Annotated in this window: 19 protein-coding genes; 10 read left to right on the top strand and 9 right to left on the bottom strand. The window is 72.6% G+C overall.

Annotation, left to right across the window (positions count from 1 at the left end):
- Nucleotides 1–30: 30 nt before the first annotated feature.
- Genes OO68_RS08730 through OO68_RS08720 form a run of 3 tightly spaced genes read left to right on the top strand, consistent with a single transcriptional unit; the run spans nt 31 to nt 4,444 of the window.
- Complete coding sequence (locus tag OO68_RS08730; RefSeq protein ID WP_033307635.1) at nt 31–1,863, top strand: LamG-like jellyroll fold domain-containing protein; 1,833 nt, start codon at nt 31–33, stop codon at nt 1,861–1,863.
- A gap of 20 nt (nt 1,864–1,883) precedes the next feature.
- On the top strand, nt 1,884–3,563 hold the full coding sequence (locus OO68_RS08725) for a PHP domain-containing protein (RefSeq protein ID WP_033307634.1): 1,680 nt from the start codon (nt 1,884–1,886) through the stop codon (nt 3,561–3,563).
- A 53-nt stretch (nt 3,564–3,616) separates the two neighbouring features.
- Nucleotides 3,617–4,444 (top strand): PaaX family transcriptional regulator, encoded by an 828-nt coding sequence (locus tag OO68_RS08720; RefSeq protein WP_033307988.1) that lies wholly within the window; start codon nt 3,617–3,619, stop codon nt 4,442–4,444.
- A 25-nt stretch (nt 4,445–4,469) separates the two neighbouring features.
- On the opposite strand, the gene OO68_RS08715 is transcribed toward OO68_RS08720, so the two are convergent.
- The 4 genes from OO68_RS08715 to OO68_RS08700 are packed head-to-tail and all read right to left on the bottom strand — an operon-like array spanning nt 4,470 to nt 8,251.
- On the bottom strand, nt 4,470–4,925 hold the full coding sequence (locus tag OO68_RS08715; protein WP_033307633.1) for a MaoC family dehydratase: 456 nt from the start codon (nt 4,923–4,925) through the stop codon (nt 4,470–4,472).
- Nucleotides 4,922–6,436 (bottom strand): acyl-CoA synthetase, encoded by a 1,515-nt coding sequence (locus OO68_RS08710; protein WP_033307632.1) that lies wholly within the window; start codon nt 6,434–6,436, stop codon nt 4,922–4,924. Before OO68_RS08710 ends, OO68_RS08715 begins: the two co-directional genes overlap by 4 nt.
- Before the next feature lie 10 nt (nt 6,437–6,446).
- Nucleotides 6,447–7,322, bottom strand: a complete 876-nt coding sequence (locus OO68_RS08705; protein ID WP_033307987.1) for an amidohydrolase family protein — start codon at nt 7,320–7,322, stop codon at nt 6,447–6,449.
- A gap of 11 nt (nt 7,323–7,333) precedes the next feature.
- On the bottom strand, nt 7,334–8,251 hold the full coding sequence (locus OO68_RS08700) for an SDR family NAD(P)-dependent oxidoreductase (RefSeq protein WP_033307631.1): 918 nt from the start codon (nt 8,249–8,251) through the stop codon (nt 7,334–7,336).
- A 200-nt stretch (nt 8,252–8,451) separates the two neighbouring features.
- Here OO68_RS08700 and OO68_RS08695 point away from each other — a divergent pair, with 200 nt between their 5' ends.
- The 4 genes from OO68_RS08695 (at nt 8,452) to OO68_RS08680 (ending at nt 12,415) form a co-directional block, all read left to right on the top strand.
- Nucleotides 8,452–8,877 (top strand): MarR family winged helix-turn-helix transcriptional regulator, encoded by a 426-nt coding sequence (locus OO68_RS08695; protein ID WP_033307986.1) that lies wholly within the window; start codon nt 8,452–8,454, stop codon nt 8,875–8,877.
- 81 nt (nt 8,878–8,958) lie between these two features.
- A complete protein-coding gene (locus OO68_RS08690) occupies nt 8,959–10,305 on the top strand; it encodes an MFS transporter (protein WP_033307630.1) in 1,347 nt (448 codons plus the stop codon).
- The gene (locus OO68_RS08685) at nt 10,302–11,675 is read left to right on the top strand and encodes an alpha/beta hydrolase family protein (protein ID WP_033307629.1); all 1,374 of its coding nucleotides are present in this window, start codon (nt 10,302–10,304) and stop codon (nt 11,673–11,675) included. The genes OO68_RS08690 and OO68_RS08685 overlap by 4 nt, the downstream gene beginning before the upstream one ends.
- Nucleotides 11,672–12,415 carry an IclR family transcriptional regulator gene (locus OO68_RS08680; protein ID WP_033307628.1) on the top strand — a complete coding sequence of 248 codons (744 nt, stop codon included), beginning with the start codon at nt 11,672–11,674 and terminating at the stop codon, nt 12,413–12,415. Before OO68_RS08685 ends, OO68_RS08680 begins: the two co-directional genes overlap by 4 nt.
- A gap of 4 nt (nt 12,416–12,419) precedes the next feature.
- On the opposite strand, the gene OO68_RS08675 is transcribed toward OO68_RS08680, so the two are convergent.
- The 4 genes from OO68_RS08675 to OO68_RS08660 are packed head-to-tail and all read right to left on the bottom strand — an operon-like array spanning nt 12,420 to nt 16,379.
- Entirely contained in the window at nt 12,420–13,271 is an 852-nt protein-coding gene (locus OO68_RS08675) for an oxygenase MpaB family protein (RefSeq protein ID WP_033307627.1), read from the bottom strand.
- Nucleotides 13,272–13,329: 58 nt separating this feature from the next.
- Nucleotides 13,330–14,211, bottom strand: a complete 882-nt coding sequence (locus tag OO68_RS08670) for an SDR family oxidoreductase (protein ID WP_033307626.1) — start codon at nt 14,209–14,211, stop codon at nt 13,330–13,332.
- A 46-nt stretch (nt 14,212–14,257) separates the two neighbouring features.
- Nucleotides 14,258–15,877: a phytoene desaturase family protein gene (locus OO68_RS08665; protein ID WP_033307625.1), complete on the bottom strand. Its 1,620-nt coding sequence runs from the start codon at nt 15,875–15,877 to the stop codon at nt 14,258–14,260.
- Nucleotides 15,870–16,379 carry an SRPBCC family protein gene (locus tag OO68_RS08660; protein WP_033307624.1) on the bottom strand — a complete coding sequence of 170 codons (510 nt, stop codon included), beginning with the start codon at nt 16,377–16,379 and terminating at the stop codon, nt 15,870–15,872. The genes OO68_RS08665 and OO68_RS08660 overlap by 8 nt, the downstream gene beginning before the upstream one ends.
- A 169-nt stretch (nt 16,380–16,548) precedes the next feature.
- Between OO68_RS08660 and OO68_RS45310 the strand changes: the two genes are divergently transcribed.
- The gene (locus tag OO68_RS45310) at nt 16,549–16,752 is read left to right on the top strand and encodes a hypothetical protein (RefSeq protein WP_033307623.1); all 204 of its coding nucleotides are present in this window, start codon (nt 16,549–16,551) and stop codon (nt 16,750–16,752) included.
- 192 nt (nt 16,753–16,944) lie between these two features.
- Nucleotides 16,945–18,339, top strand: coding sequence for a glycoside hydrolase family 16 protein (locus tag OO68_RS08650; protein WP_033307622.1), 1,395 nt, complete (start codon nt 16,945–16,947; stop codon nt 18,337–18,339).
- A 51-nt stretch (nt 18,340–18,390) separates the two neighbouring features.
- Here the strand turns inward: OO68_RS08650 and OO68_RS08645 are convergent, their stop codons facing one another.
- Nucleotides 18,391–19,278, bottom strand: coding sequence for a helix-turn-helix domain-containing protein (locus OO68_RS08645; RefSeq protein WP_033307985.1), 888 nt, complete (start codon nt 19,276–19,278; stop codon nt 18,391–18,393).
- 166 nt (nt 19,279–19,444) lie between these two features.
- On the opposite strand from OO68_RS08645, the gene tkt reads away from it, so the two are divergent.
- Nucleotides 19,445–21,520 (top strand): transketolase, encoded by a 2,076-nt coding sequence (gene tkt / locus OO68_RS08640; RefSeq protein WP_033307621.1) that lies wholly within the window; start codon nt 19,445–19,447, stop codon nt 21,518–21,520.
- Nucleotides 21,521–21,535 lie beyond the last annotated feature (15 nt).

Raw genomic sequence — 21,535 nt, 5'->3', positions numbered from 1 at the left:
CTCCCGTCTCAGTCACCTCATGGAGCACCCGTGTGCACTTCGCATGACCACGACCCGGGCGAGGCGCCCCAGGCCGGTGCCGGAAGACGCAGTTTCCTGCGCGCCACCGCGCTGCTCGGCGTGACCGCCGCCGTGACCGCGCCGCCGGCCGTCACCGCCGAGGCAGCGGCCTCGACGTGGCGCCCCGATCCCGACAGCCGCCGCTTCACGCTGGCGGTGATGCCGGACACCCAGTACCTCTTCGACGGCCCGAGCATCGACAAGGCGCCGGTCGAGGCCTCACTGCGCTATCTGCTGGAGCACGGCCGTAAGGAGAACATCGTCTTCCTGTCCCACCTCGGTGACCTCACGCAGAATGGCGTGAAGGAGGAGTTCGCGGCGATCGGTGAGGCGTTCGGGCTGCTGGACCGGCGGGGCGTCGGCTACAGCGTCCTGGCCGGCAACCACGACGTGAAGTCCTCCACGACCGACCAGCGCGGCGCGACACCGTACCTGGACGCCTTCGGGCCCAAGCGGTTCGCGGGGCGGCGGACGTTCGGCGGGGCCTCCCCGGACGGGTACAACACCTTCCACCGGTTCACCGCGGGCGGCCGCGCGTGGCTGGTGCTGGCGCTGGACTGGCGGCTGTCACCGCAGGGCTACGCGTGGGCGAAGGACGTCCTGGCGAAGCACCCGAGGACGCCGGTGATCCTCACGACGCACGAACTGGTCGTGGCGGACGACACCTTGTCGGACTACGGGCAGCAGCTGTGGGACCGGCTGATCGAGGACCACGACCAGATCTTCCTGGCGCTCGGCGGGCACTACTGGCCCGCAGGCCGCGCGACGCGCAAGAACGCGGCCGGGCACGACGTCCATCTGCACCTGACGAACTACCAGAACCGCTACTTCGGCGGCGCCGCCATGATCCGTCTGTACCGGTTCGACCTGGACCGCGGCGTCATCGACGTGGAGACGCTCTCGCCGTGGATCCTGGGCCGGGCCGCGAAGGGGCTCAACGAGCTGGAGCGGCAGGAGATGGAACTGAGCGGCGACGCCGACCGGTTCTCCGTCGAGATCGACTTCGGGGAGCGCTTCGCCGGATTCGCGCCCGTGCCCGCCCGGCCATCCCGGCCCGCCTCGAAGCTGCTCGTCCCGGGCACGGTGGCGTACTGGCGCTTTGACAAGCCCGTCGACGGCGCGGCCGGGACGGTCCGTGACCTGTCCGGCCGGGGCAACGACCTCTCCCTCGTCCCGGTCGGCGGTGGCGCGCTGGGCTGGTCGGCCGACCACCACCCCGACCAGCCGGGCCACGGCAGCCTGGAGTTCCAGGGCTTCAAGTCCCCGCTGAAGGGCGCGTACCTGAAGACGGTAGACGGCGCCCCGCTCAACTCGACGACGTTCGAGGACGGTTACACCATCGAGGCGTTCTACCGGCTCCCCGCCGACTGGGACCCGGACCACAACGCCTGGTCGGGTCTGGTCTCCCGCACGGGCACGGGCGGTGCCGCCGGGAAGACCGCCGACGACCCGGACGAGCCGCTGGCCACGCTGTCGCTGTCCAACGACCGGGAACCACAATGGGCGATGCGCCCGCTCAACCAGCAGGGCATCGCCACCAACTGGGGCCAGGAGACGCCGCTGGAGACCTGGTGGCACCTCGCGGTCGTCAACGACGGCAAGCACACCACGCTGTACGTCGAGGGCTGCCCGGTGCTCCGCAACCCCAAGGCCCCTGCGGTCGGCATCACCTCCGTGGGGCTGCCGTGGCTGCTGGGCGGCTACGAGTACGGCGGGAAGATCGACCAGATCTTCCACGGCCGGCTCGGCGACGTCCGGATCGTCTCCCGGGCGCTGCCCGTCACCTCCTTCATGAATCACTGAGATACGAAGGGCCCCCGATCATGACCGAGCAGCAACTGCCCGCCTGGGCCGACCCGTCCGTCTCCCCCGCCACCCTCGATCCGCAGGGCGTGTCCCGCCGCGGGCTGCTGCGCCGCGCGGGCCTGTTCGGCGCCGCGTTCGCCCTGAGTTCGGCGGCGACCGCCCGGACCCCCGCCCTGGCCGCCGGTGACGGACGGCCGGGCGGGGAGGACCCGCACCTCGCCTACCTCGTCGGCGACCACCACGTCCACTCCGTCTACAGCCACGACGCCAAGTACACGTTCTCCCAGCTGGCCGCGGCGGGCGCGAAGTACGGCCTGGACTGGATGGTGTTCACCGAGCACTCCAACTTCGGGCACGCCGACTTCGGGGCCGCGCTGGAACACGGGGAAATCCTCCGGGCCCGTGCCGAGAACCCGCGTCAGCTGATCTTCCAGGGTCTGGAGTGGTACATCCCGGCGGCCGAGCACTGCACGGTGTTCACCGCGCCGGGCCCGCACGAGGTCGACGTGCTGACCCGCTTCGAGCGCGCCTACGACGGCAAGCTCCTCGCGTACGACAAGGGCGGCCCCGCCGACGCGGACACCGCCCGCAACGAGGCGCATGCGGTGAAGGCCATCAAGTGGCTGGCCCGGCAGCGGCGTTCGGGCTATGTCGATGACGTGCTGGTGCTGGCCAACCACCCGATGCGCCTGGGCATCGACTCCCCGCACGAGCTGCGCAACTGGCGGGACGCGGCGCCCGAGATCATGATTGGCATGGAGGGCGCGCCCGGCGCCCAGGGCGCGGCCATCCCCGGCTGGCGCGGGGCGAACTCGATCCGCGGCGAGTACGAGAACAAGCCGTCCGCGCAGTCCTGGCCCGGCTACCCCGCGGACGCCTACCTCACCTACGGCGGTTTCGACTGGGCGACCGCAACCGTCGGCGGACTGTGGGACTCGATGCTGGCCGAGGGCCGGCTGTTCTCGGTCACCAGCAACTCCGACGCCCACCGGATCGTCTTCGACACCTGGAAGAACGGCGACTGGCAGCCCGGCCAGACCTTCGACAGCACCGGCAGGCTGCCGGACCCGGTGAACACGGATACGCCGCAGCCGGGCAGCGACTTCTGGCCCGGCCAGTTCAGCCGCACCCACGTGGGCGTAACACGCTACGGCTACCGCGCGGTCATGGCGGGGATACGCGCGGGCCGGGTGTGGCTGGACCACGGGCATCTGCTCGACGGGCTGGAGGTACGCCTGACCCGGGAGCGCGACCGGGGGCGGGGCGTGACGCTCGGCGGCCGGCTGCGGGTGCGCAAGGGGGAGAAGCTCACCCTGAACGTCAGGGTGACGACCGCCTCCCGGCCCAACCCCCAAGGCGTCGTGCCCGAGTTGGCGCATGTGGACGTCATCCGCGGCGCGGTGCGCGGCCCGGTCGCCGACCGCGACACCTGGAAGGCCCCGGACACGCGGGTGGTCCGGACGCAGGACGTCTCCGGCCGCACGGGCACCTACACCCTGCGCATCCCGCTGACCGCCGGCGAGGAGTCCTTCTACGTCCGGCTGCGCGGCAGTGACGGCAAGCGGAACGGCACCGGATACCTCGGCGCCTCGGTCGATCCGCACGGGCCGGTCCCGCACGCCCCCGGGGACGGCGACCCGTGGGCGGACACGTGGTTCTACTCGAACCCCGTCTTCGTCGACGTCGAGGGGGCCTGATCCCCGGGTACCAGCAGGTCACGGACTGATCGGGCGGAGGTACGGTGGGCCGCGTGACCGGTGAAGAGTCGCTGCGGCCCCAGTCCCTCATGCTGACGTTCCTGGGCGATCAGGTGCTCGGCCGTGACGTGTGCGTGTACTCCGGCAGCGTCATCGACGTGTTCGCCCGCGCCGGGATCGGCGAGCAGGCCACCCGCTCCACACTGACCCGCATGGTGGGCCGTGACCTGCTGCGCCGGCAGCGCGAGGGCCGCCGCATGTACTTCGGGCTCACCGAGCGCTCGGAGGCGGTGCTGCGCGACGGCGCGCAGCGGATCTGGCGGGCGGGTGCCGTCAACCGGCGGTGGGACGGCACCTGGACGCTGCTCGGCTTCTCCCTGCCGGAGTCCTGGCAGCGCCAGCGCCACGACCTGCGGTCCCGGCTGACCTGGAGCGGCTTCGGCCCGCTCTTCAACGGCCTGTGGATCGCCCCGGGCGAGGCCGACGTGTCGGCCCTGGTGGCCGAGCTCGGCCTGTCCGCTCACGTCAAGGTCTTCCGGGCACACGCCGACACCGGCATGGACATCGGCCGGATGATCGAGGAGACCTGGGAATTGTCCGAACTGGCCGACCGATACAGGGGGTTCGCGGGGCGCTGGCAGCACTGGGAGGACGACCTGCCGGACGCCGACGACGCCCTCGTGCTGCGCCTGCGCCTCCAGACGGAGTGGCTGCAGATCGTCCGCCGCGACCCACGGCTGCCGGTCGAGCACCTGCCCGCCGACTGGCCGGCCGAACCGGCCGAGAAGACGTTCCGGACCGTGCACGAACGCCTCTCTCCCCTCGCCGGGGAGGCCTCGGAACGCCTTCTGGACCTGGTGCCGGCCCGCCAGTCCGGATGATCTGCGCCTGGTGGACCGGGCAGGCTCAGGCGTAGAACCGCGACAGGCTCTGCAGCACCGCGGCCGGCTTCGTGGCGCCCTCGATCTCGATGGCGCCCTCGACGGTGATCTGTACGCCGCCCGGCACCTCCTCGACCTCGGCGAGTTTCGCCGTCAGGCGGATGCGGGAGCCGACCTTCACGGGGGACGGGAAACGCACCTTGTTGAGGCCGTAGTTGACCTTCGTCGTCACGCCCTGGACGTCCAGGAGCTCGGTGAAGAGAGGGATGAAGAGGGAGAGGGTGAGGTAGCCGTGCGCGATGGGGGCGCCGAAGGGGCCGTCCTTGGCCCGCTCGGGGTCCACGTGGATCCACTGGTGGTCGCCCGTGGCGTCGGCGAAGGTGTCGATGCGCTCCTGCGTCACCTCGATCCACTCGCTGGTGCCGAGGTCGCTGCCGGCGATCTTCTTCAGTTCGTCGAGGCCGTTGACGGTCAGGCTCATGCGGATCCTTCCTGGGTGCCGTAGCGCGTACGGACACGGGACTTGAGGAGTTTTCCGGAGGCGGTGCGCGGGAGTTCGTCCGCGAGGACCACCGACTTCGGGATCTTGTACTTGGCGAGGCGGCCGGCGAGTGACGCGAGCACCTCGTCGGGGTCGAGGCCGGCGCCCTCGCGGGGCACGACGACCGCGCGCGGCACCTCGCCCCACTTGTCGTCCGGCACCCCGATCACCGCGCACTCGACGATGTCCGGGTGGGCGAGGAGCTGGTCCTCGATCTCGGCGGGGTAGATGTTCTCGCCGCCGGAGATGATCATGTCCTTGATGCGGTCGACGATGTGGACGTAGCCGTCCTCGTCGGTCCGGGCGGCGTCGCCGCTGCGGAACCAGCCGTCCGCGAAGGACGCGGCCGTCTCCTCGGGCAGCCCCCAGTAACCGGGCATGACGTGCGGGCCGCGCACCACGACCTCGCCGACCTCCCCGACGCCGACCGGGGTCAGGTCCGGCCGGACCACGCGGACGTCGCTGAAGAAGTGCGGCACCCCCGCCGAGCCGGCCTTGCTGACGGCGTGCTCGGCGTCCAGGAAGAGCGTGCCGGGGGCGGCCTCGGTCATGCCGTAGCCCTGGAGGAAGGTCAGGCCCCGCTCCTGGTACCACGCGATCAGCGGCGTCGGGACCGGGGAGCCGCCGCAGGTCAGGATCCGCAGCGACGACAGGTCGGCCTCCGGCCAGCGCGGATGCCTCGCCACCTGGTCGAACATCGCTGGCACGCCGAACATGAAGGTGATGCGGTGCCGTTCGATCAGGTCGAAGGTGGCGTCCGGGTCGAAGGCTCCGACCAGGACGCAGGCGCCGCCCTTCAGCAGGACCGGGAGGGTCAGCATGTTCAGGCCGGCCGTGTGGAAGAGCGGCGCGGACACCAGGGCGCGTTCGTCGGCGATCAGGTCGGTGTCGACGAGGACGTTGATGGCGTTCCAGGTGAGGTTGCCGTGGGTGAGCATGGCGCCCTTGGGGCGGCCGGTCGTGCCCGAGGTGTACATGATGATGCAGGTGTCGTCGGGGCCGACCGGTTCGTCGATCGGCTCCGCGGACGCCTCGGCGACGGCCGCCTCGTACTCACCGCCGACCTCCAGGTAGACGCGGACGTCCGTGCTGCCGGGCAGGCCCGCTACCAGACCGGCGTAGGAGGGGCCGTAGACGAGGGCACGGGCGCCGGAGTCGGCGAGCTGGTAGGCGATCTCGGGTCCGGCGAGGCGGATGTTGAGGGGGACGAAGACCGCGCCGAGCGTGCCGGCCGCGAACAGGGTCTCCAGGTAGGAGGGGTGGTTCGGGCCGAGGTAGGCGATGCGGTCGCCGCGGCGCACGCCCCGGGCGCGCAGGGCGTGGGCCAGGCGGGTGGTGCGGGTGTGGAGCGTGCCGTAGTCGGTGGCGTCCTCGCCGTGGATCAGGGCGGTGCGGTGCGGGGTCTTGCGGGCCCGGCGTGCGGGCCATGACCCCAGTCCCTCGTTGCGCATGTCACGCCCCTTACGGTTTCGTCAGCCCGAGCAGGCGGGCGGCGTTCTCCTTGAGGATCTTCGGCCGGACCTCGTCCTTGATGGTCAGCTTGCCGAAGTCGGCGAGCCAGCGGTCGGGGGTGAGGACGGGGAAGTCGGAGCCGAAGAGGACCTTGTCCTTGAGCAGGGTGTTCGCGTACTGCACGAGCTGCGGCGGGAAGTACTTCGGCGACCAGCCGGACAGGTCGATGTGCACGCCCGGCTTGTGCGTGGCGACGGCCAGGGCCTCGTCCTGCCAGGGGAAGGACGGGTGGGCCAGGATGATCTTCAGGTGGGGGAAGTCGGCCGCCACGTCGTCCACGTGGAGCGGGTTGGAGTACTTCAGCCGAATCCCGCCCCCGCCGGGGACGCCGGCGCCGATGCCCGTCTGGCCGGTGTGGAAGAGGGCGATCGTGCCGGTCTCCTCGATCACCTCGTACAGGTCGTACGCCACCGAGCGGTCGTTGGGGAAGAAGCCCTGGATGCTGGGGTGGAACTTGAAACCCTTGACCCCGTACTCCTCGACCAGCCGCCTCGCCTGCCGGACGCCCGCCTTGCCACGGAAGGGGTCGATGGAGGCGAAGGGGATCAGTACGTCGGCATTGGCGGCCGCGGCTTCCGCGACCTCCTCGTTCGGGACGGGCGCCGTGCCGGTCGCGGACTCGGCGTCGACCGTGAAGATCACGGCGGCCATGTTCCGCTCGCGGTAGTAGGCCGCCGTCTCCTCCAGGGTCGGCTTCCGCTTGCCCTCGACCTTGAAGTAGGCGGAGGAGGCGTCGTGCAGGTCGTCGTCGAGGGAGGAGTGGCCCTTTGAGGACACCTCGGCGTGGGTGTGGACGTCGATCGCGACCAGGTCGTCGACGTTCATCGAGGGGTCCATCACGCCTCCGGGAACTTCGGCGCCGGGATGCCGACCGACTGGAGCTCGGCACCGACCGAGGTGGGCCAGGCGTCGGCCAGTGTGCCCGGGGTCCAGCCGCCGTCGGCGTAGGCCGCCCTGATCTCCTGCGGATGCGACCAGAGTGCCACCTTGTCGCCGCCGATGCCGATGGCCTGGCCGGTGACGCCCCGTGCGGCCTCGGAGGCGAGGAACGGGACCAGGGCGGCGCAGTCCTCGGGGGTGCCGAAGCCCTCGCCCTTGCGCAGGAAGTCCGGCAGCGGCTCGCCGCCGCGCATGGCCTCGACGTACGGGGCGAAGGCCGGGATCGTCTCGGTCATCGCGGTGGCGGCGACCGGCACGATGGCGTTGACCGTGATGCCCGCGCGGCCCAGCTCCATCGACCAGGTGCGGGCCATCGCCGCGATGCCGGCCTTGGCGGCGGCGTAGTTCGTCTGGCCGAAGTTGCCGCGCTGGCCGGCCGGGGAGCCGACCAGGATCAGCGAGCCGCCCTCGCCCTGCTCGCGCATCCGGACGGCGGCGGCGCGGGCGCAGGTGAAGGTGCCCTTGAGGTGGGTGGTGATCACCGCGTCGAAGTCCTCGTCGGTCATCTTCCACAGGACCTTGTCGCGCAGGATGCCCGCGTTGGTGACGAGGACGTCCAGCCGGCCGAACTCCTCGACCGCGCGGTTCACCAGCCGCTCGGCGGCCTCGGTGGTGCCGACCGGGACGACCTCGGCGACGGCCTTGCCGCCCGCTTCCGCGATGGACTTCACGGCCGCCTCGGCCACGGCCTCGTCGACGTCGTTGACGACCACGGACGCGCCGTGGGCGGCCAGGGCGTGGGCATAGGCGAGGCCGAGGCCCCGGCCGCTGCCGGTGACGACGGCGGCCTTGCCGGTGAGATCGATGCTGGGCACGGGCGGGTCCCTTCACGAGCTGATGCGGGTGGTGCGGCTTCGAGATCGAAGCTAAGAGCAATAATTGTTGACGTCAATAGTTGTTGGAGACCTGCCGGTGCGGGATGCTGGAGTCAACGGCACGCAGCACCGAGCACAGGGAGCCCGCCATCACACGCCGACACGTCACCGCGAAGCCCATCGACGCCCACGAGCCGTGGATGCGCGGACTGCACGCCGACACGGGCTACCTCCTGTACCGGCTGGGCCTGCGCTCGGGGCAGCTCTTCAACGCGTGCCTCCAGGAGTCGGGCCTGCGCCTGCGCCACTACGCCGTGCTGCGCTACCTCGCCACCACCGACGGCGCCCTGCAACGCGAGCTGAGCACGCGGCTCGGCTACGACCCGAGCGCGATCGTCGGCCTGGTCGACGACCTGGAGAAGCTGGGCTTCGCCGAGCGCCGCCCCTCCCCCGACGACCGCCGCAGCCGGATCGTGGTGCTGACCGAGAGCGGCAGCGATTTCCTGCGCGACACCGACGAGGCCGGCCTGCGGGTGACCGGCGAACTGCTGGGTCCGCTGGACCCGGCCGAGCGGGAGGCCCTGCACGCGCTGCTGCTGCGCATCGCCGAGGACGGCCTGAACTGATGTTGTGCAAATGATTGACGGCTGCACGATGGATGCATAACTTCACGGACCAACCCGCGCCCCGTCCCCAGGGAGCCCACCGTGCAGCCATCCCCGTCCTCCCCTCAACCCTCCCCCGATTCACGGCAGTTGCGACGCGTCGCCGTCTCCGGCCTGCTCGGCACCACCGTCGAGTTCTACGACTTCCTCGTCTACGGCACGGTCGCCGCGCTCGTCTTCGGCGAACTGTTCTTCCCGCGGGCCGACCCGGCGGTCGGCACCATCGCGGCGTTCGGCACCTTCGCCGCGGGCTACCTCGCCCGGCCCCTCGGCGGCATCGTCTTCGGGCACTTCGGCGACCGGCTCGGCCGCAAGTCGATGATGCTGCTGACCATGGTCCTGATGGGGTCCGGCAGCTTCCTCATCGGCCTGCTGCCGACGTACGACACCATCGGCGTCTGGGCCCCGGTTCTGCTGGTCGCGCTGCGCGTGGTGCAGGGCATCGCGATCGGCGGCGAGTGGGGCGGCGCGATGCTGATGGTCGTCGAGCACGCCGAACACGCGCGGGGTTCCCGGCGCGGACTGTGGTCCAGCTTCACCCAGCTCGGCGCCCCGCTCGGTTCCGTGCTGTCGGCCGGTGTGGTCACCCTCGTCGCCACCCTGCCGGACGAGCAGTTCCGCTCCTGGGGCTGGCGGGTGCCGTTCCTGCTGAGCATCGTGCTGCTGGGCGTCGGCCTGTTCGTGCGGCTGAAGGTCGCTGAGAGCCCGCTGTTCGCGCAGGTCAAGCGGGACCCGGTGGCCCGTCCGCCGATCGTGGAGGTGCTGCGCCGCCCGAAGCCGGTGCTGCTGGCCGCCTGCGTCGGCATCGGCGCGTTCACCGCACAGTCCCTGCTGACGAGCTTCATGATCTCCTACGCCGTCGACGAGGGGTACACCCGCCCGCAGGTGCTGACCGCGGTCACCGTCGCCTCCTGTGTGGCCCTCATCGTGCTGCCCGCCGCGTCCGCGCTGTCGGACCGGGTCGGCCGCCGGCCCGTCGTGCTCGCCGGTGCCGTCGCCTCGGCGGCGCTCGCCTTCCCGGTACTGGCGTTGGTCGACTCGGGCTCCCCCGGTCTGCTGATCCTCGCCCTGGCGCTCGGCCACGGCGTCGCCCAGTCCACGATGTACGGGCCTCTGGGCGCGCTGCTCACCGAGATGTTCGGCACCCGCGTCCGCTACACCGGCGCCTCCCTCGGCTACCAGGGCGCGACCCTGATCGGCGCCGGGTTCTCCCCGCTGATCGCCGGCAGTCTCCTGGCATCCTTCGGCGGCGGCAGCACCCCGGTGTCGCTGCTGCTGTGCGCCGGCGCGGCCGTCACGGCGGTCACCGTGTGGCGGCTGCGCGAGACGCACACGGACGCGCTGGACTCCCCCGCCGCCGCCCCCGCCCTGGAAGGAACCCCGCGTTGAGGATCCGCCTCGCCTTACTGACGACCGCCTGCCTGGCCCTGGCGGCGACCGCTCTGCCCGCGCAGGCCGCCACGGCGGACACCCACCTGGAGGGCCGGCTCCCGTCCGGCGCCGCGTACGTGATGGACGTCCCCGCGTCCTGGAACGGCACGGTCCTGCTCTACAGCCACGGCTACACCCCGGCCGGGGCCCCCAACCCGGCACAGAACACGCCCGGTCCGGCCGCCCGCGACACGCTGCTGGCCGGTGGATACGCCCTGATCGGCTCCTCGTACGCGACGAACGGCTGGGCGGTCACGGAGGCGGTGCCCGACCAGCTCGCCACGCTGGACCTGTTCACGGAGAAGTTCGGGGCGGCCCGGCGGACCCTGGCGTGGGGCACCTCCTACGGCGGCTTCGTCACCAGCATGCTCGCCGAGCGGCACGCCGGCCGGTTCGACGGATCGCTGTCGATGTGCGGACTGGTGCAGGGCGGCGTCGCCAACTGGAACAGCACCCTGGACCCGGTGTTCGCGCTGCGCACGCTGCTCGCCCCGGATTCCGGTGTGCGGCTCGCGGGGTTCGCGGACCAGGCCGAGGCGGTCGCCGCCGGCAAGGCGCTCACGTCGAAGGTGGACGCGGCCCAGCGGACCCCCGGAGGCCGGGCCCGGATCGCCCTGGCCGCCGCCCTGCACGGCATCCCCGGCTACAACGACCCTTCGCAGACCCGGCCGGGCCCCACCGACCACGAGACGGCCCAGGCCAACCAGTACACGGCCGTCCGGGGCCTGCTCCAACTGCCCGCGTTCGGCTGGCGGCAGGAGGCAGAGAGCCGGGCGGGCGGCAACCCGTCCTGGAACACGGGCGTCGACTACCGCTCGATGCTCGTACGCTCCCCGCTGTACAAAGAGGTGACGGAGCTCTACAAGGAGGCGGGACTGTCCTTGCGCACCGACCTCTCGGCCCTGGACCGGGCGCCCCGCATCACCGCCGACCCGTCGGCGGTGCGGTGGATGCGCGGCACCAGTGTGCTCTCCGGCCGCCTGGCCGACCCGCAGCTGAACATCCACACGACCGGTGACGCCCTGATCCCGGTGCCGTCGGAGAGCGCCTACCGGCGGGCCGCCACGGCGGCGGGCTCCGCCGGGCTCCTGCGCCAGGCCTACGTCGACCGGCCAGGCCACTGCACCTTCACGCCGGGCGAGACCCTCGCCGCCCTGCACACCCTGGAGCACCGCCTGGACACCGGCCGCTGGGACGCCTCGCCGGGTGCACTCAACTCCCGCGCGAGGGCTGCGGACCCGACGGCGGAGCCCCGTTACCTCCCGTACCGCCCGGCCCCCTACCCCCGCCCCTACGATCTCGCGCACCCGGGAGACGCCCGGCCATGACCGCCCCCACCGCGCCCGACCGGCTGCTGTCCGTGCTCGCGGCCTTCGACCACGAGCATCCGGCGCTGTGCCTGACGGACATCAGCCGGCGGGCCGGGCTGAGCCTGACCACCGCGCACCGGCTGGTGGGCGCGCTCACCGCATGGGGCGCCCTGGAGCGGGACGAGTCCGGCGTCTACCACGTCGGACTGCGGCTGTGGGAGCTCGCAGCGCTGGCCCCGCGCGGCCTCGCCCTGCGGCAGATCGCGCTGCCGTACCTGGAGGACCTGTACGAGGCGACGCACGAGAACGTGCAGCTGGCTGTGCGGGACGGCCGGGACGTCGTCTACATCGAGTGGCTGTCGGGGCGGTCGGCGGTCGGCGTGCACATCCGCGTCGGCGCCCGCTGGCCGCTGCACGCCACCGGGGTCGGGCTCGCCCTGCTGGCCCACGGCGACCCGGTGTTCCGGAAGGAGTACTGCGAGGGCGAACTCGCGTCCTTCACCCCGTACACCATCACCGAGCCGGAGCGGCTGCGGCGGGTGCTCGCCGAGGTACGCAGGTCGGGGGTGGCGGTGAGCGACCGTCAGGTGACGGAGGACGCCCTGTCGGTGGCCGCGCCGGTGCGCGGGGCGGACGGCATCGTGACCGCCGCCCTGTCGATCGTGGTGCCCCACGCGGACGCCCAGGTGCCGGTCCTGGGCCCGGCGGTGCGGATGGCGGCGCGCGGGATCTCGCGGGCGCTGGGGTGGCAGCCCTGAGCGCTCAGGCCTCCCGGGCCGGGGCCATGGCCCAGCGGATGGTCCGGGTCAGAGCCCGTCCGGTGGGGCGTACGGCGAGGTCCTCGACGACCGGCACCCGGGGCAGCCACAGCATGCCGCGCGCCCAGGGCGGGAGCAGGGTGACGGCGTTCGCGACCAGCCCGCCGTAGAAGGGCCGGACGGCCAGCGGCAGCGGGGGCTGGAACAGCAGGAAGCGGGCGGCTGCCCGGGCCTGAGGCGTGGCCCGCAGTTCGGGCCGGTAGGCGCTCAGACGCTCGGCCAGTTCGCCGCGGTCGCGGGGCGGGTCGGCCACTCCCAGGGCCTCGGCGACGCGCGCGGTGTCGGCGACGTAGGCGTCGTAGCCGGCGCCGTCCAGGGGCCTGGCGCCGTAGCGTTCGTGGGCGCGCAGGAAGCTGTCCGTCTCGGCGGCGTGCACCCAGCCGAGCAGATGCGGGTCGGCCGCGTGGTACGGCACGCCCTCGGCCGTCGTGCCGCGGATCCGTGCGTGGATGCCGCGCACGTGGTCGACGGCCTGCTGGGCGTCCGGGGCGGTGCCGTACGTCGTCACCGCCAGGAAGGTGCTGGTGCGCTGCAACCGGCCCCACGGGTCGCCGCGGAAGCCGGAGTGCCCGGCGACGGCCGCCATCGCGAGCGGGTGCAGCGACTGCAGCAACAGGGCGGTCAGCCCGCCGATGAACATCGAGGCGTCGCCGTGCACCGCGCGGATCGGCCGGTCCGGTCCGAACCAGCGCGGGCCGGGGGTGTGGTGGATCCGGGCACGGGTCGCGGGTCCGCCGGGGCCCGCGACCCGGCGGAACAGGGCCTGGCCCAGCTGTTCACGGACTGCGGTCAGCACGGTCGGCCTCCCTTCCCCTGCTGACCAGTGTCCGGCATGCCGTGCCGATCCGGAGTCGTCAGGGACCCGGCCCGGCCGCCGCGCGGTCGGCCAGGCCGCCGGCGCCGAGCGGCCCGGTGTAGCGGACCGGGCCCGAGGCCTCCAGGCGGGGCAGTGCGCGGCGCGCCACGCGCAGGACCACGGGGGGCATGGCCGGGCGTATCGGCTGGGCCAGCCGCAGCCACGCCGGTGCGTACACGGCCGTACGGCGGCGCTCCATGCCCCTGGCCAGGCGGGCGGCGACCGTGTCCACCGGATACACGCGGCGGACCGGAGGGGGCATGTGCCTGCGCAGCTCCCGCAGGACGGCGTACCGGTCGGCGTCGCGGATCATGTCGGTGTCCGTCCAGTTGAGGTAGGCGATGCCCACCGCGACCCCGCGGTGGGCGACCTCCGCCCGCAGGGAGTGCGCGAAGGCCTCGACCCCCGCCTTGGAGGCGCAGTAGGCGCTCATGAGCGGGGCGGCGCCGATCGAGGCCAGGGAGGCGACCTGGAGGAAGTAGCCGGCCGTGCCGATCAGGTCCGGCAGGAACGCCCGGGCCGTCTGGGCGCTGCCGGTGAGGTTGACGTCGATCACCCGGCGCCAGGCGGCCGGGTCCGAGGCGAGGAGCGCGCCGCCCTCGGCGATGCCGGCGTTCGCCACCACGGCCGAGGGACGGCCGAGCCGGGACCGCACGGTGGTCGCCGCCGCCTCCAGCGCGGAGAGGTCGGTGACGTCCGCTTCCAGGGCGAGGGCCGGGCCGGGCAGCGAGGCGGCCACCGCGTCCAGAACGGGCTTCTCGTGGCCGACGAGCGCCACCCGGGCCCCGCACCGGGCGGCCTCGCGGGCCAGTGCCGCGCCCACGCCGCGGGCGGCTCCGGTGATGACGACGGTGCGCTCGGCGAGCGGGCTGCTGTTCATGGGCTGTACTTCCTTCCGGAGCCGGACCCGTACCGGCGGGACCGGGTCAGCGCCTGGCTCCGGTGCGGTCGCGGTGGGCGAGGAGCCGCTGGGCGCGGGCCAGACCGGGGGGCCGGTTGCGGCGCAGGGCGGCCCGGGCGGCGTTGGCCCCGGGCGCGCCGTGCACCCCGCCCCCGGGGTGGGCGCCGGAGGAGGCGAGGTACAGGCCCGGCACCGGGGTCTCCGGGCGGCCGGTGCCGGGCAGGGGCCGGAAGACGAGCTGCTGGTGCATCGCGGTGGTGCCCCCGTTGATGGCGCCGCCCGCGAGGTTGCCGTCGAGCGCCTCCAGGGTCGGGGGCGCCAGGATGCGCCGTCCTCGGACGAGGGAGCGGAAACCGGGCGCGAAGCGCTCCACCTGGCGTTCGACGCGGTCGGCCATGAGCTCCTGGTCCTTGGTGTCCCAGCGGCCGGTGATGCCCTCGTCGGCGGCGTCGGCGCGGATCTCGTGCGGGACGTGCGTGTACGCCCAGGCCGATTCGGTGCCCTGCGGGGAGCGGGTGGCGTCGGAGGTGGTCATCTGGCCGAAGATCAGGAACGGCCGGTCCGGGACCTGCCGCATGGCGATCTGCGCGGCGAAGCGGGTGAGTTCGTCCATGCCGTCGGACAGGTGCACGGTCCCGGCGCGGGACGCCGGCTCGGCCTGCCAGGGCACCGGGCCGTCGAGCGCCCAGTCGACCTTGAACGTGGCGAAGTCCCACTGGAAGCGGCGCAGGTCGTCCAGGAGCTGCGCGGGCAGGTGCTCGGGGTCGAGCAGCCCGCCGTAGAGGGCCGGCACTGACACGTCCGCCAGCACGGCACGGCGGGCCGGCACCGCGTCCCCGCCGGCCGTGCGCACACCGACGGCCCGCCCGCCGCGCACGACGACGTGCTCGACGCGCTGCCCGCAGCGCACCCGCCCGCCCAGGCTCTCCAGCCGCCGGACCAGGGCGGAGGTCAGCGCGCCGGAGCCGCCGACCGGGACCGGGAAGCCGTAGGTCTGGCCCAGCATGGTCATCAGCCAGCCGAAGCCGCCGCTGCCCGCCGACTCGGGGGCGAGGTCCGCGTGCAGGGCGTTGCCGGCCAGCAACAGGCGGCCGCCCTCGCCGCGGAACTCCTCCTCCCCCAGGCGCCGCACCGGCAGCACCAGGGAGCGGGCCATGCGCAGTCCGCCCGCCGCCCGCAGCCGCAGCGCCAGCTTCGCCGTGGCGCGCACGGGCGGGAACGGGGTGAACAGGGCCTCCAGGAGGCCGGGGCGCAGGTTCTGCCACACGTCGTGCAGCCGCCGCCAGGCCGCTCCGTCGCCCGGCTCGAAGGTGTCGAGGGACGCGGCGGTGGTGCCGATGTTCCGGTCCAGGACGGCGCAGCTGCCGTCGGTGAGGGGGTGGGCCAGCACGCTGGGGGCGTGGCTCCAGCGCAGTCCGTGCTCCTCAGGGTGGAGCGCGGCCAGGACGGGCGAGGCGGCCGCGAGGGGGTAGAAGGAGCTGAAGAGGTCGTTGACGAAGGCGGGGTCGACGCCCCGGTCGTGGCGTACGGCGCCGCCCGGTTCGGACTGCTCCTCCAGCACCTCGACGCTCCAGCCGGCGTCCGCGAGGACATTGGCGGCGACCAGTCCGTTGGGACCCGCGCCGATCACCACGGCGTCAGGCACGGTCGGCTCCGTCCGCCTCGGATCCCACGGTCACCTGGCCCAGGGGGCGGCGGCCGCTGCCCGGAGTCTGTGCCTCGGTCTCGCAGAGCTTGGCCAGGCGGGCCAGCATCGTGCGGTGGCGCAGCTGGATCAGTGCCTCGAAGCCGGCGTTGTGCAGTCGGCCGCCCGCGCCTCGCAGGGGATGTTCGTCCACGATCACCAGGCAGTGCTCGCCCCAGGGCCGCAGCTCGATGTCGATGCGTGCCGAGCCCAGCACACCGGCCTGGGCCTCCAGCTCCAGCCGGCTGCCCTCCTCGCAGTGGCGGACGACCGTCTCGTTGTCGAGCCGCACCGGGCCGAGCCGGACCTCGTAGTGGATCGCCGCGCCGGTGCGCGGCCACTGTCCCCGCACGGGGTGGGACTCGGAGGTCCCGACCACCCACTCCGCGTAGCGGTGACCGTCGGCGAGGACGTCCCACACGGTGCCCGGGCCGACTCGAATCAGGTGATGGCGTTTGGCCACGGATGCCTCCTGCTGCCTCGACCGGTAATCCGTCGTGCACCCCGAGTGCCCCTCGACCCCGTCTTCAACAGCGCGGAGCGGCGAAGGCCCGGCCGGACAACCGTCGCGGCCCGCCGTGCGTCGGACTCTGCGGGGTGCCGCGCGGCACATGCGACGAGGGGAGCCGGCGATGACACGGTCGGGCGGGGCGCGGTGGTGGGTGCTGCGGTTGCTGGTGCTGCTGGTTTTCGCGGGGGCAGCCGGGCTCGTCTTCGCCTGGGCCGAACCTCCGGAGTGGACCATGGGTGTGGCTCTTTTCCTCTGGCTGATGCTCGACGACGTGCTGCGTCACTGGGCGAAGAAGCGCGAGGCGGGCCCCGGCGGAACTGGCTGAGAGCGCTCTCACGCAGGCCTGCCTCTCCCGCTGCCACCCACAACTCCCCCGCAGCTCACCGGGCGTTCAAGCTGTGCACACACCACGCCCGCCGCAGTTTTCCTGGCTTTACCTCTTGACGCCCCGGACGGCGTGCAGCACATTGACGACACTTTGAGAGCGCTCTCACCCCCTTCCCCGAGAGGCCCCCACATGAGCGGAACCTCAAGCACTCCCCGCGGACCCCGCCCCTTCCGGCGGGCGTTCGTCGCCGTCGTCAGCACCCTCGGCCTCGCGGCGGCCGCCTCCGCGGTCGCCACCCCGTCCGCGAACGCCTCCGCGCCGCCGCCCCCGTCGGGCTGGACGCAGGTGTTCGTGGACGACTTCAACGGCGCCGCCGGCACCGGCGTCAACACCGCCGACTGGCAGTACGCGACGGGCAAGGGCTATCCCGGCGGTCCCGCCAACTGGGGCACCGGCGAGATCGAGACGATGACCAACAGCACGGCCAACGTCTCGCTCGACGGCAACGGCAACCTCCGGATCACGCCCCGGCGGGACGCCGCCGGCAACTGGACCTCCGGCCGGATCGAGACCAACCGCACCGACTTCCAGCCCCCGGCCGGCGGCAAGCTCCGCGTCGAGTCGCGCATCCAGGTGCCGAACGTCACCGGGGCGGCCGCCAAGGGCTACTGGCCGGCGTTCTGGATGCTGGGCGCGCCGTACCGCGGCGACTACTGGAACTGGCCGGCGGTCGGCGAGCTGGACATCATGGAGAACACCCAGGGCATGAACACGGTGTTCGCGACGATGCACTGCGGTACGTCCCCGGGCGGCCCCTGCAACGAGACCAGCGGCATCGGCGGCTCGACGACCTGTCAGGGCACCTCCTGTCAGGCCGGCTTCCACACGTACCGGATGGAGTGGGACCGCTCGACGAACGTCGAGGAGATCCGCTTCTACCTCGACGGCGTCAACTTCCACACCGTGCGCGCCAACCAGGTCGACGCGACGACCTGGAAGAACGCGACCGACCACGGCTTCTTCATCATCCTGAACGTCGCGATGGGCGGCGGCTTCCCCGACGCGTTCGGCGGCGGCCCGGACGCCGGGACGCAGCCGGGCCACGCGATGGTCGTCGACTACGTCCAGGTGCTGTCGTCCGGCGGTGGCACCACGACACCGCCGACCGGGAACCGCGACGCCTACTCCGCCATCCAGGCCGAGTCCTACGACGGCCAGTCCGGCGTGATCACCGAGACGACGGCCGACACCGGCGGCGGGCAGAACGTCGGCGCGCTCGCAAGCGGCGACTGGCTGCACTTCAAGGGCGTGAACTTCGGCTCCACGGCGGCCCGGCAGTTCAGCGCCCGGGTCGCGAGCGGCGCGGCGGGCGGCGTCAGCGGGCTGGTCGAGGTCCGGCTGGACAGCCGCGGCAACGCGCCCGTCGGGAGCTTCGCGGTGGGCAGCACCGGGGGCTGGCAGTCATGGCGGACCGTCCCGGCGAACATCAGTGGCGTGACCGGCACGCACGACGTCTATCTGACCTTCACCAGCGGGCAGCCGGCGGACTTCGTGAACGTCAACTGGTTCACCTTCGGGCACTGAGAACACCCGAAGAGGGGCTCCACGCGTGCGTGGAGCCCCTCTTCTGCACCCTCAGCGCAGCTCCGCCCGGAAGGCCGCCGGGGTCTGATCCGTGTGCTGGTGGAAGAACTTGGAGAAGTTGGCGGCGTCGGGGAAGCCGACTGCCGCGCCGACCCGGCCGATCGGCAGTTCCGTGTGGGCGAGGAGCCGCTTGGCCTCCAGGACGACCCGCTTGTCGATGAAGGCCTTGGGGGTCTCGCCGGTCGCGGCGCGCACCGCGCGGACCAGGGTGCGGCGGGAGTAGCCGAGCGCGTCGGCGTAGGCGCTGACGCTGTGGTTGGTGGCGAAGTCCCGTTCGACGGCGTCCCGGAAGAGGGTGAAGGTGGAGTCGGTCCGCCGGTGCAGGGCCGGGGCCGAACGCGCCGCGAGATGGGCGAGCCGCAGCAGGAACGCCGTCAGCGTATGGCGCAGGACGGCGGTGTGCAGGCTCAGCGGCAGGGTGTCCGCGTCCTCGTACTCGCGCCGCAGCTGTGCGAGCGCGGCCCGAAGACCGGCCAGTTGGGCCGCGTCGGGGCGCAGCAGCGGCGGCAGGTCGTAGCGGTAGAGGCCGGTGGCCTCCACGGTCGAGCGGGGCAGGAAGCCGGGCTGCATGGTCAGCGCGGTTCCGCGGTACTCGCCGGTGCGCGAGAAGCGGTGGACCTGCCCCGGGCGGATCCACAGCAGGTCCCCGGCGGTGGCCTCGTGTTCGGTGAAGTCGACCATGTGCCGGACCGGGCCCGCGCCGAACAGCATCACGACATGGAAGTCGATGCGGTGCACGCGCTCCAGGGGGGCGTCGGCGTGCCAGGTACGGCCGGCTCCCATCGGGCCGACCTGCATGCCCACGCCGCCGACGCTGAGTTCGACCGGGAAGGGGAAGGTATCGATCCCGTCGCCGCCTTGAATGTTTCTGTCCGCCATGTTCGCCATGTCCGCCTCGTACCGCCCCGTTCGCGCGCCCTGCTGCCGGTGGGTGTCCCACTTTCACCACAGGCTGGCACATGCCGACCTACCGCCTCAAAAGTCAGACTTTTAGTTTTGAACGCGTCAGACCAGCCACGCCGCTCCGATCGAGGACTTCTTGAAGATGAGCACGCAGACAGCGGACAATTTCGAATGGACCGAACTCGACCGGCGTGCCGTCGACACCGCACGCCTTCTCGCGGCCGATGCCGTGCAGCGGGTGGGCAACGGACACCCCGGCACCGCGATGAGCCTGGCACCGGCCGCCTACACGATCTTTCAGAAGGTGATGCGGCACGATCCCGCCGATCCCGAGTGGACCGGCCGTGACCGCTTCGTCCTGTCCCCCGGCCACACCTCGCTGACCCTCTACACGCAGCTCTACCTCGCGGGCTACGAGCTGGACCTGGACGACCTGAAGGCGTTCCGCACGCACGGCTCCAAGACGCCGGGCCACCCCGAGTACGGGCACACCGCTGGGGTGGAGACCACCACGGGCCCGCTCGGCCAGGGCGTCGCGAACGCCGTCGGCATGGCGATGGCCGCCCGTTACGAGCGCGGCCTGTTCGACCCGGAGGCCCCCGAGGGCGACTCCCCCTTCGACCACACGATCTGGGCGATCGTCTCCGACGGCGACCTCCAGGAGGGCGTCTCCGCGGAGGCCTCCTCGCTCGCCGGCCACCAGAGGCTCGGCAACCTGGTCTTCCTCTACGACGACAACCACATCTCCATCGAGGGCGACACCGCGACCGCGTTCTCCGAGGACGTGCTGAAGCGCTACGAGGCCTACGGCTGGCACGTGCAGCGGATCGAGCCGCAGGAGGACGGCGACGTCGACGTACGCGCGCTGTACGCGGCCCTGAGGGCGGCTCAGGCGGAGACCGGGCGCCCCTCGATCATCGCGATGCGCACGATCATCGCCTGGCCGGCGCCGAACGCGCGGAACACCGAGGCCTCGCACGGCTCGGCACTCGGCGAGGACGAGGTCGCCGCCACCAAGCGCCTCCTCGGCTTCGACCCGGAGCAGTCCTTCGCGGTCGCCGACGAGGTGCTGGCGCACACCCGCCGGGCCCTGGACCGGGGCGCCGAGGCGCACACCGCCTGGGACAAGCGGATCGCCGCCTGGCGGGGTGACAACCCGGAGCGGGCCGCCACGTTCGACCGTGTCAGCAAGGGTGAGCTGCCGGAGGGCTGGCAGGACGCTCTGCCGGTGTTCGAGCCCGGCAAGGCGGTCGCCACCCGCGCCGCCTCCGGCAAGGTCCTCCAGGCGCTCGGCCCGGTCGTGCCCGAGCTGTGGGGCGGTTCCGCCGACCTGGCCGGCTCGAACAACACCACCATCGACAAGACCCGTTCGTTCCTCCCCGATGGCAACCCGCTGCCGGAGGCCGACCCGTACGGCCGCACCGTCCACTTCGGCATCCGCGAGTTCTCCATGGCCGCGGAGATGAACGGCATCGCGCTGCACGGCAACACCCGGATCTACGGCGGCACCTTCCTGGTCTTCTCCGACTACATGCGCAACGCGGTGCGCATGTCCGCCCTGATGCAGCTGCCGGTGACGTACGTGTGGACGCACGACTCCATCGGCCTCGGCGAGGACGGCCCCACCCACCAGCCGGTGGAGCACCTGGCCACGCTGCGGGCCATCCCCGGCCTGAACGTCGTGCGCCCGGCCGACGCCAACGAGACCGCGGTCGTCTGGGCCGAGATCCTCGAGCGCCACAGCACCGCCCCGGCCCCGCACGGCCTCGCGCTCACTCGCCAGGGCGTGCCGACCTACGAGCCGGACCCGGACGCGGCGCGCGGCGGTTACGTGAGGTTCGAGGCGGAGGGCGGCGTTCCGCAAGTGATCCTGATCGCGACCGGTTCCGAGGTCCACGTCGCCGCCGGAGCGCGCGAGCTCCTCCAGGGCGCCGGTGTGCCCACCCGCGTGGTGTCGATGCCGTCCGTGGAGTGGTTCGAGGAGCAGCCGCGCTCGTACCGCGACAGCGTGCTGCCGCCGTCGGTGAGGGCCCGGGTCGCCGTCGAGGCCGGGATCGGCCTGACCTGGCACCGGTTCGTCGGGGACGCCGGACGCATCGTCTCCCTGGAGCACTTCGGCGCCTCCGCCGACGCGAAGACCCTGTTCGCCGAGTACGGCTTCACCCCCGAGAACGTCGTCGCCGCAGCGCGGGAATCCCTCGCCGCCGCCCGCGGCTGATCCGACCGCCCGAAA

Origin of the sequence: Streptomyces iakyrus, assembly GCF_000717055.1 — a bacterium.
Taxonomy (GTDB): domain Bacteria; phylum Actinomycetota; class Actinomycetes; order Streptomycetales; family Streptomycetaceae; genus Streptomyces; species Streptomyces iakyrus.
This window is presented reverse-complemented; position numbering and strand designations above follow the sequence as displayed.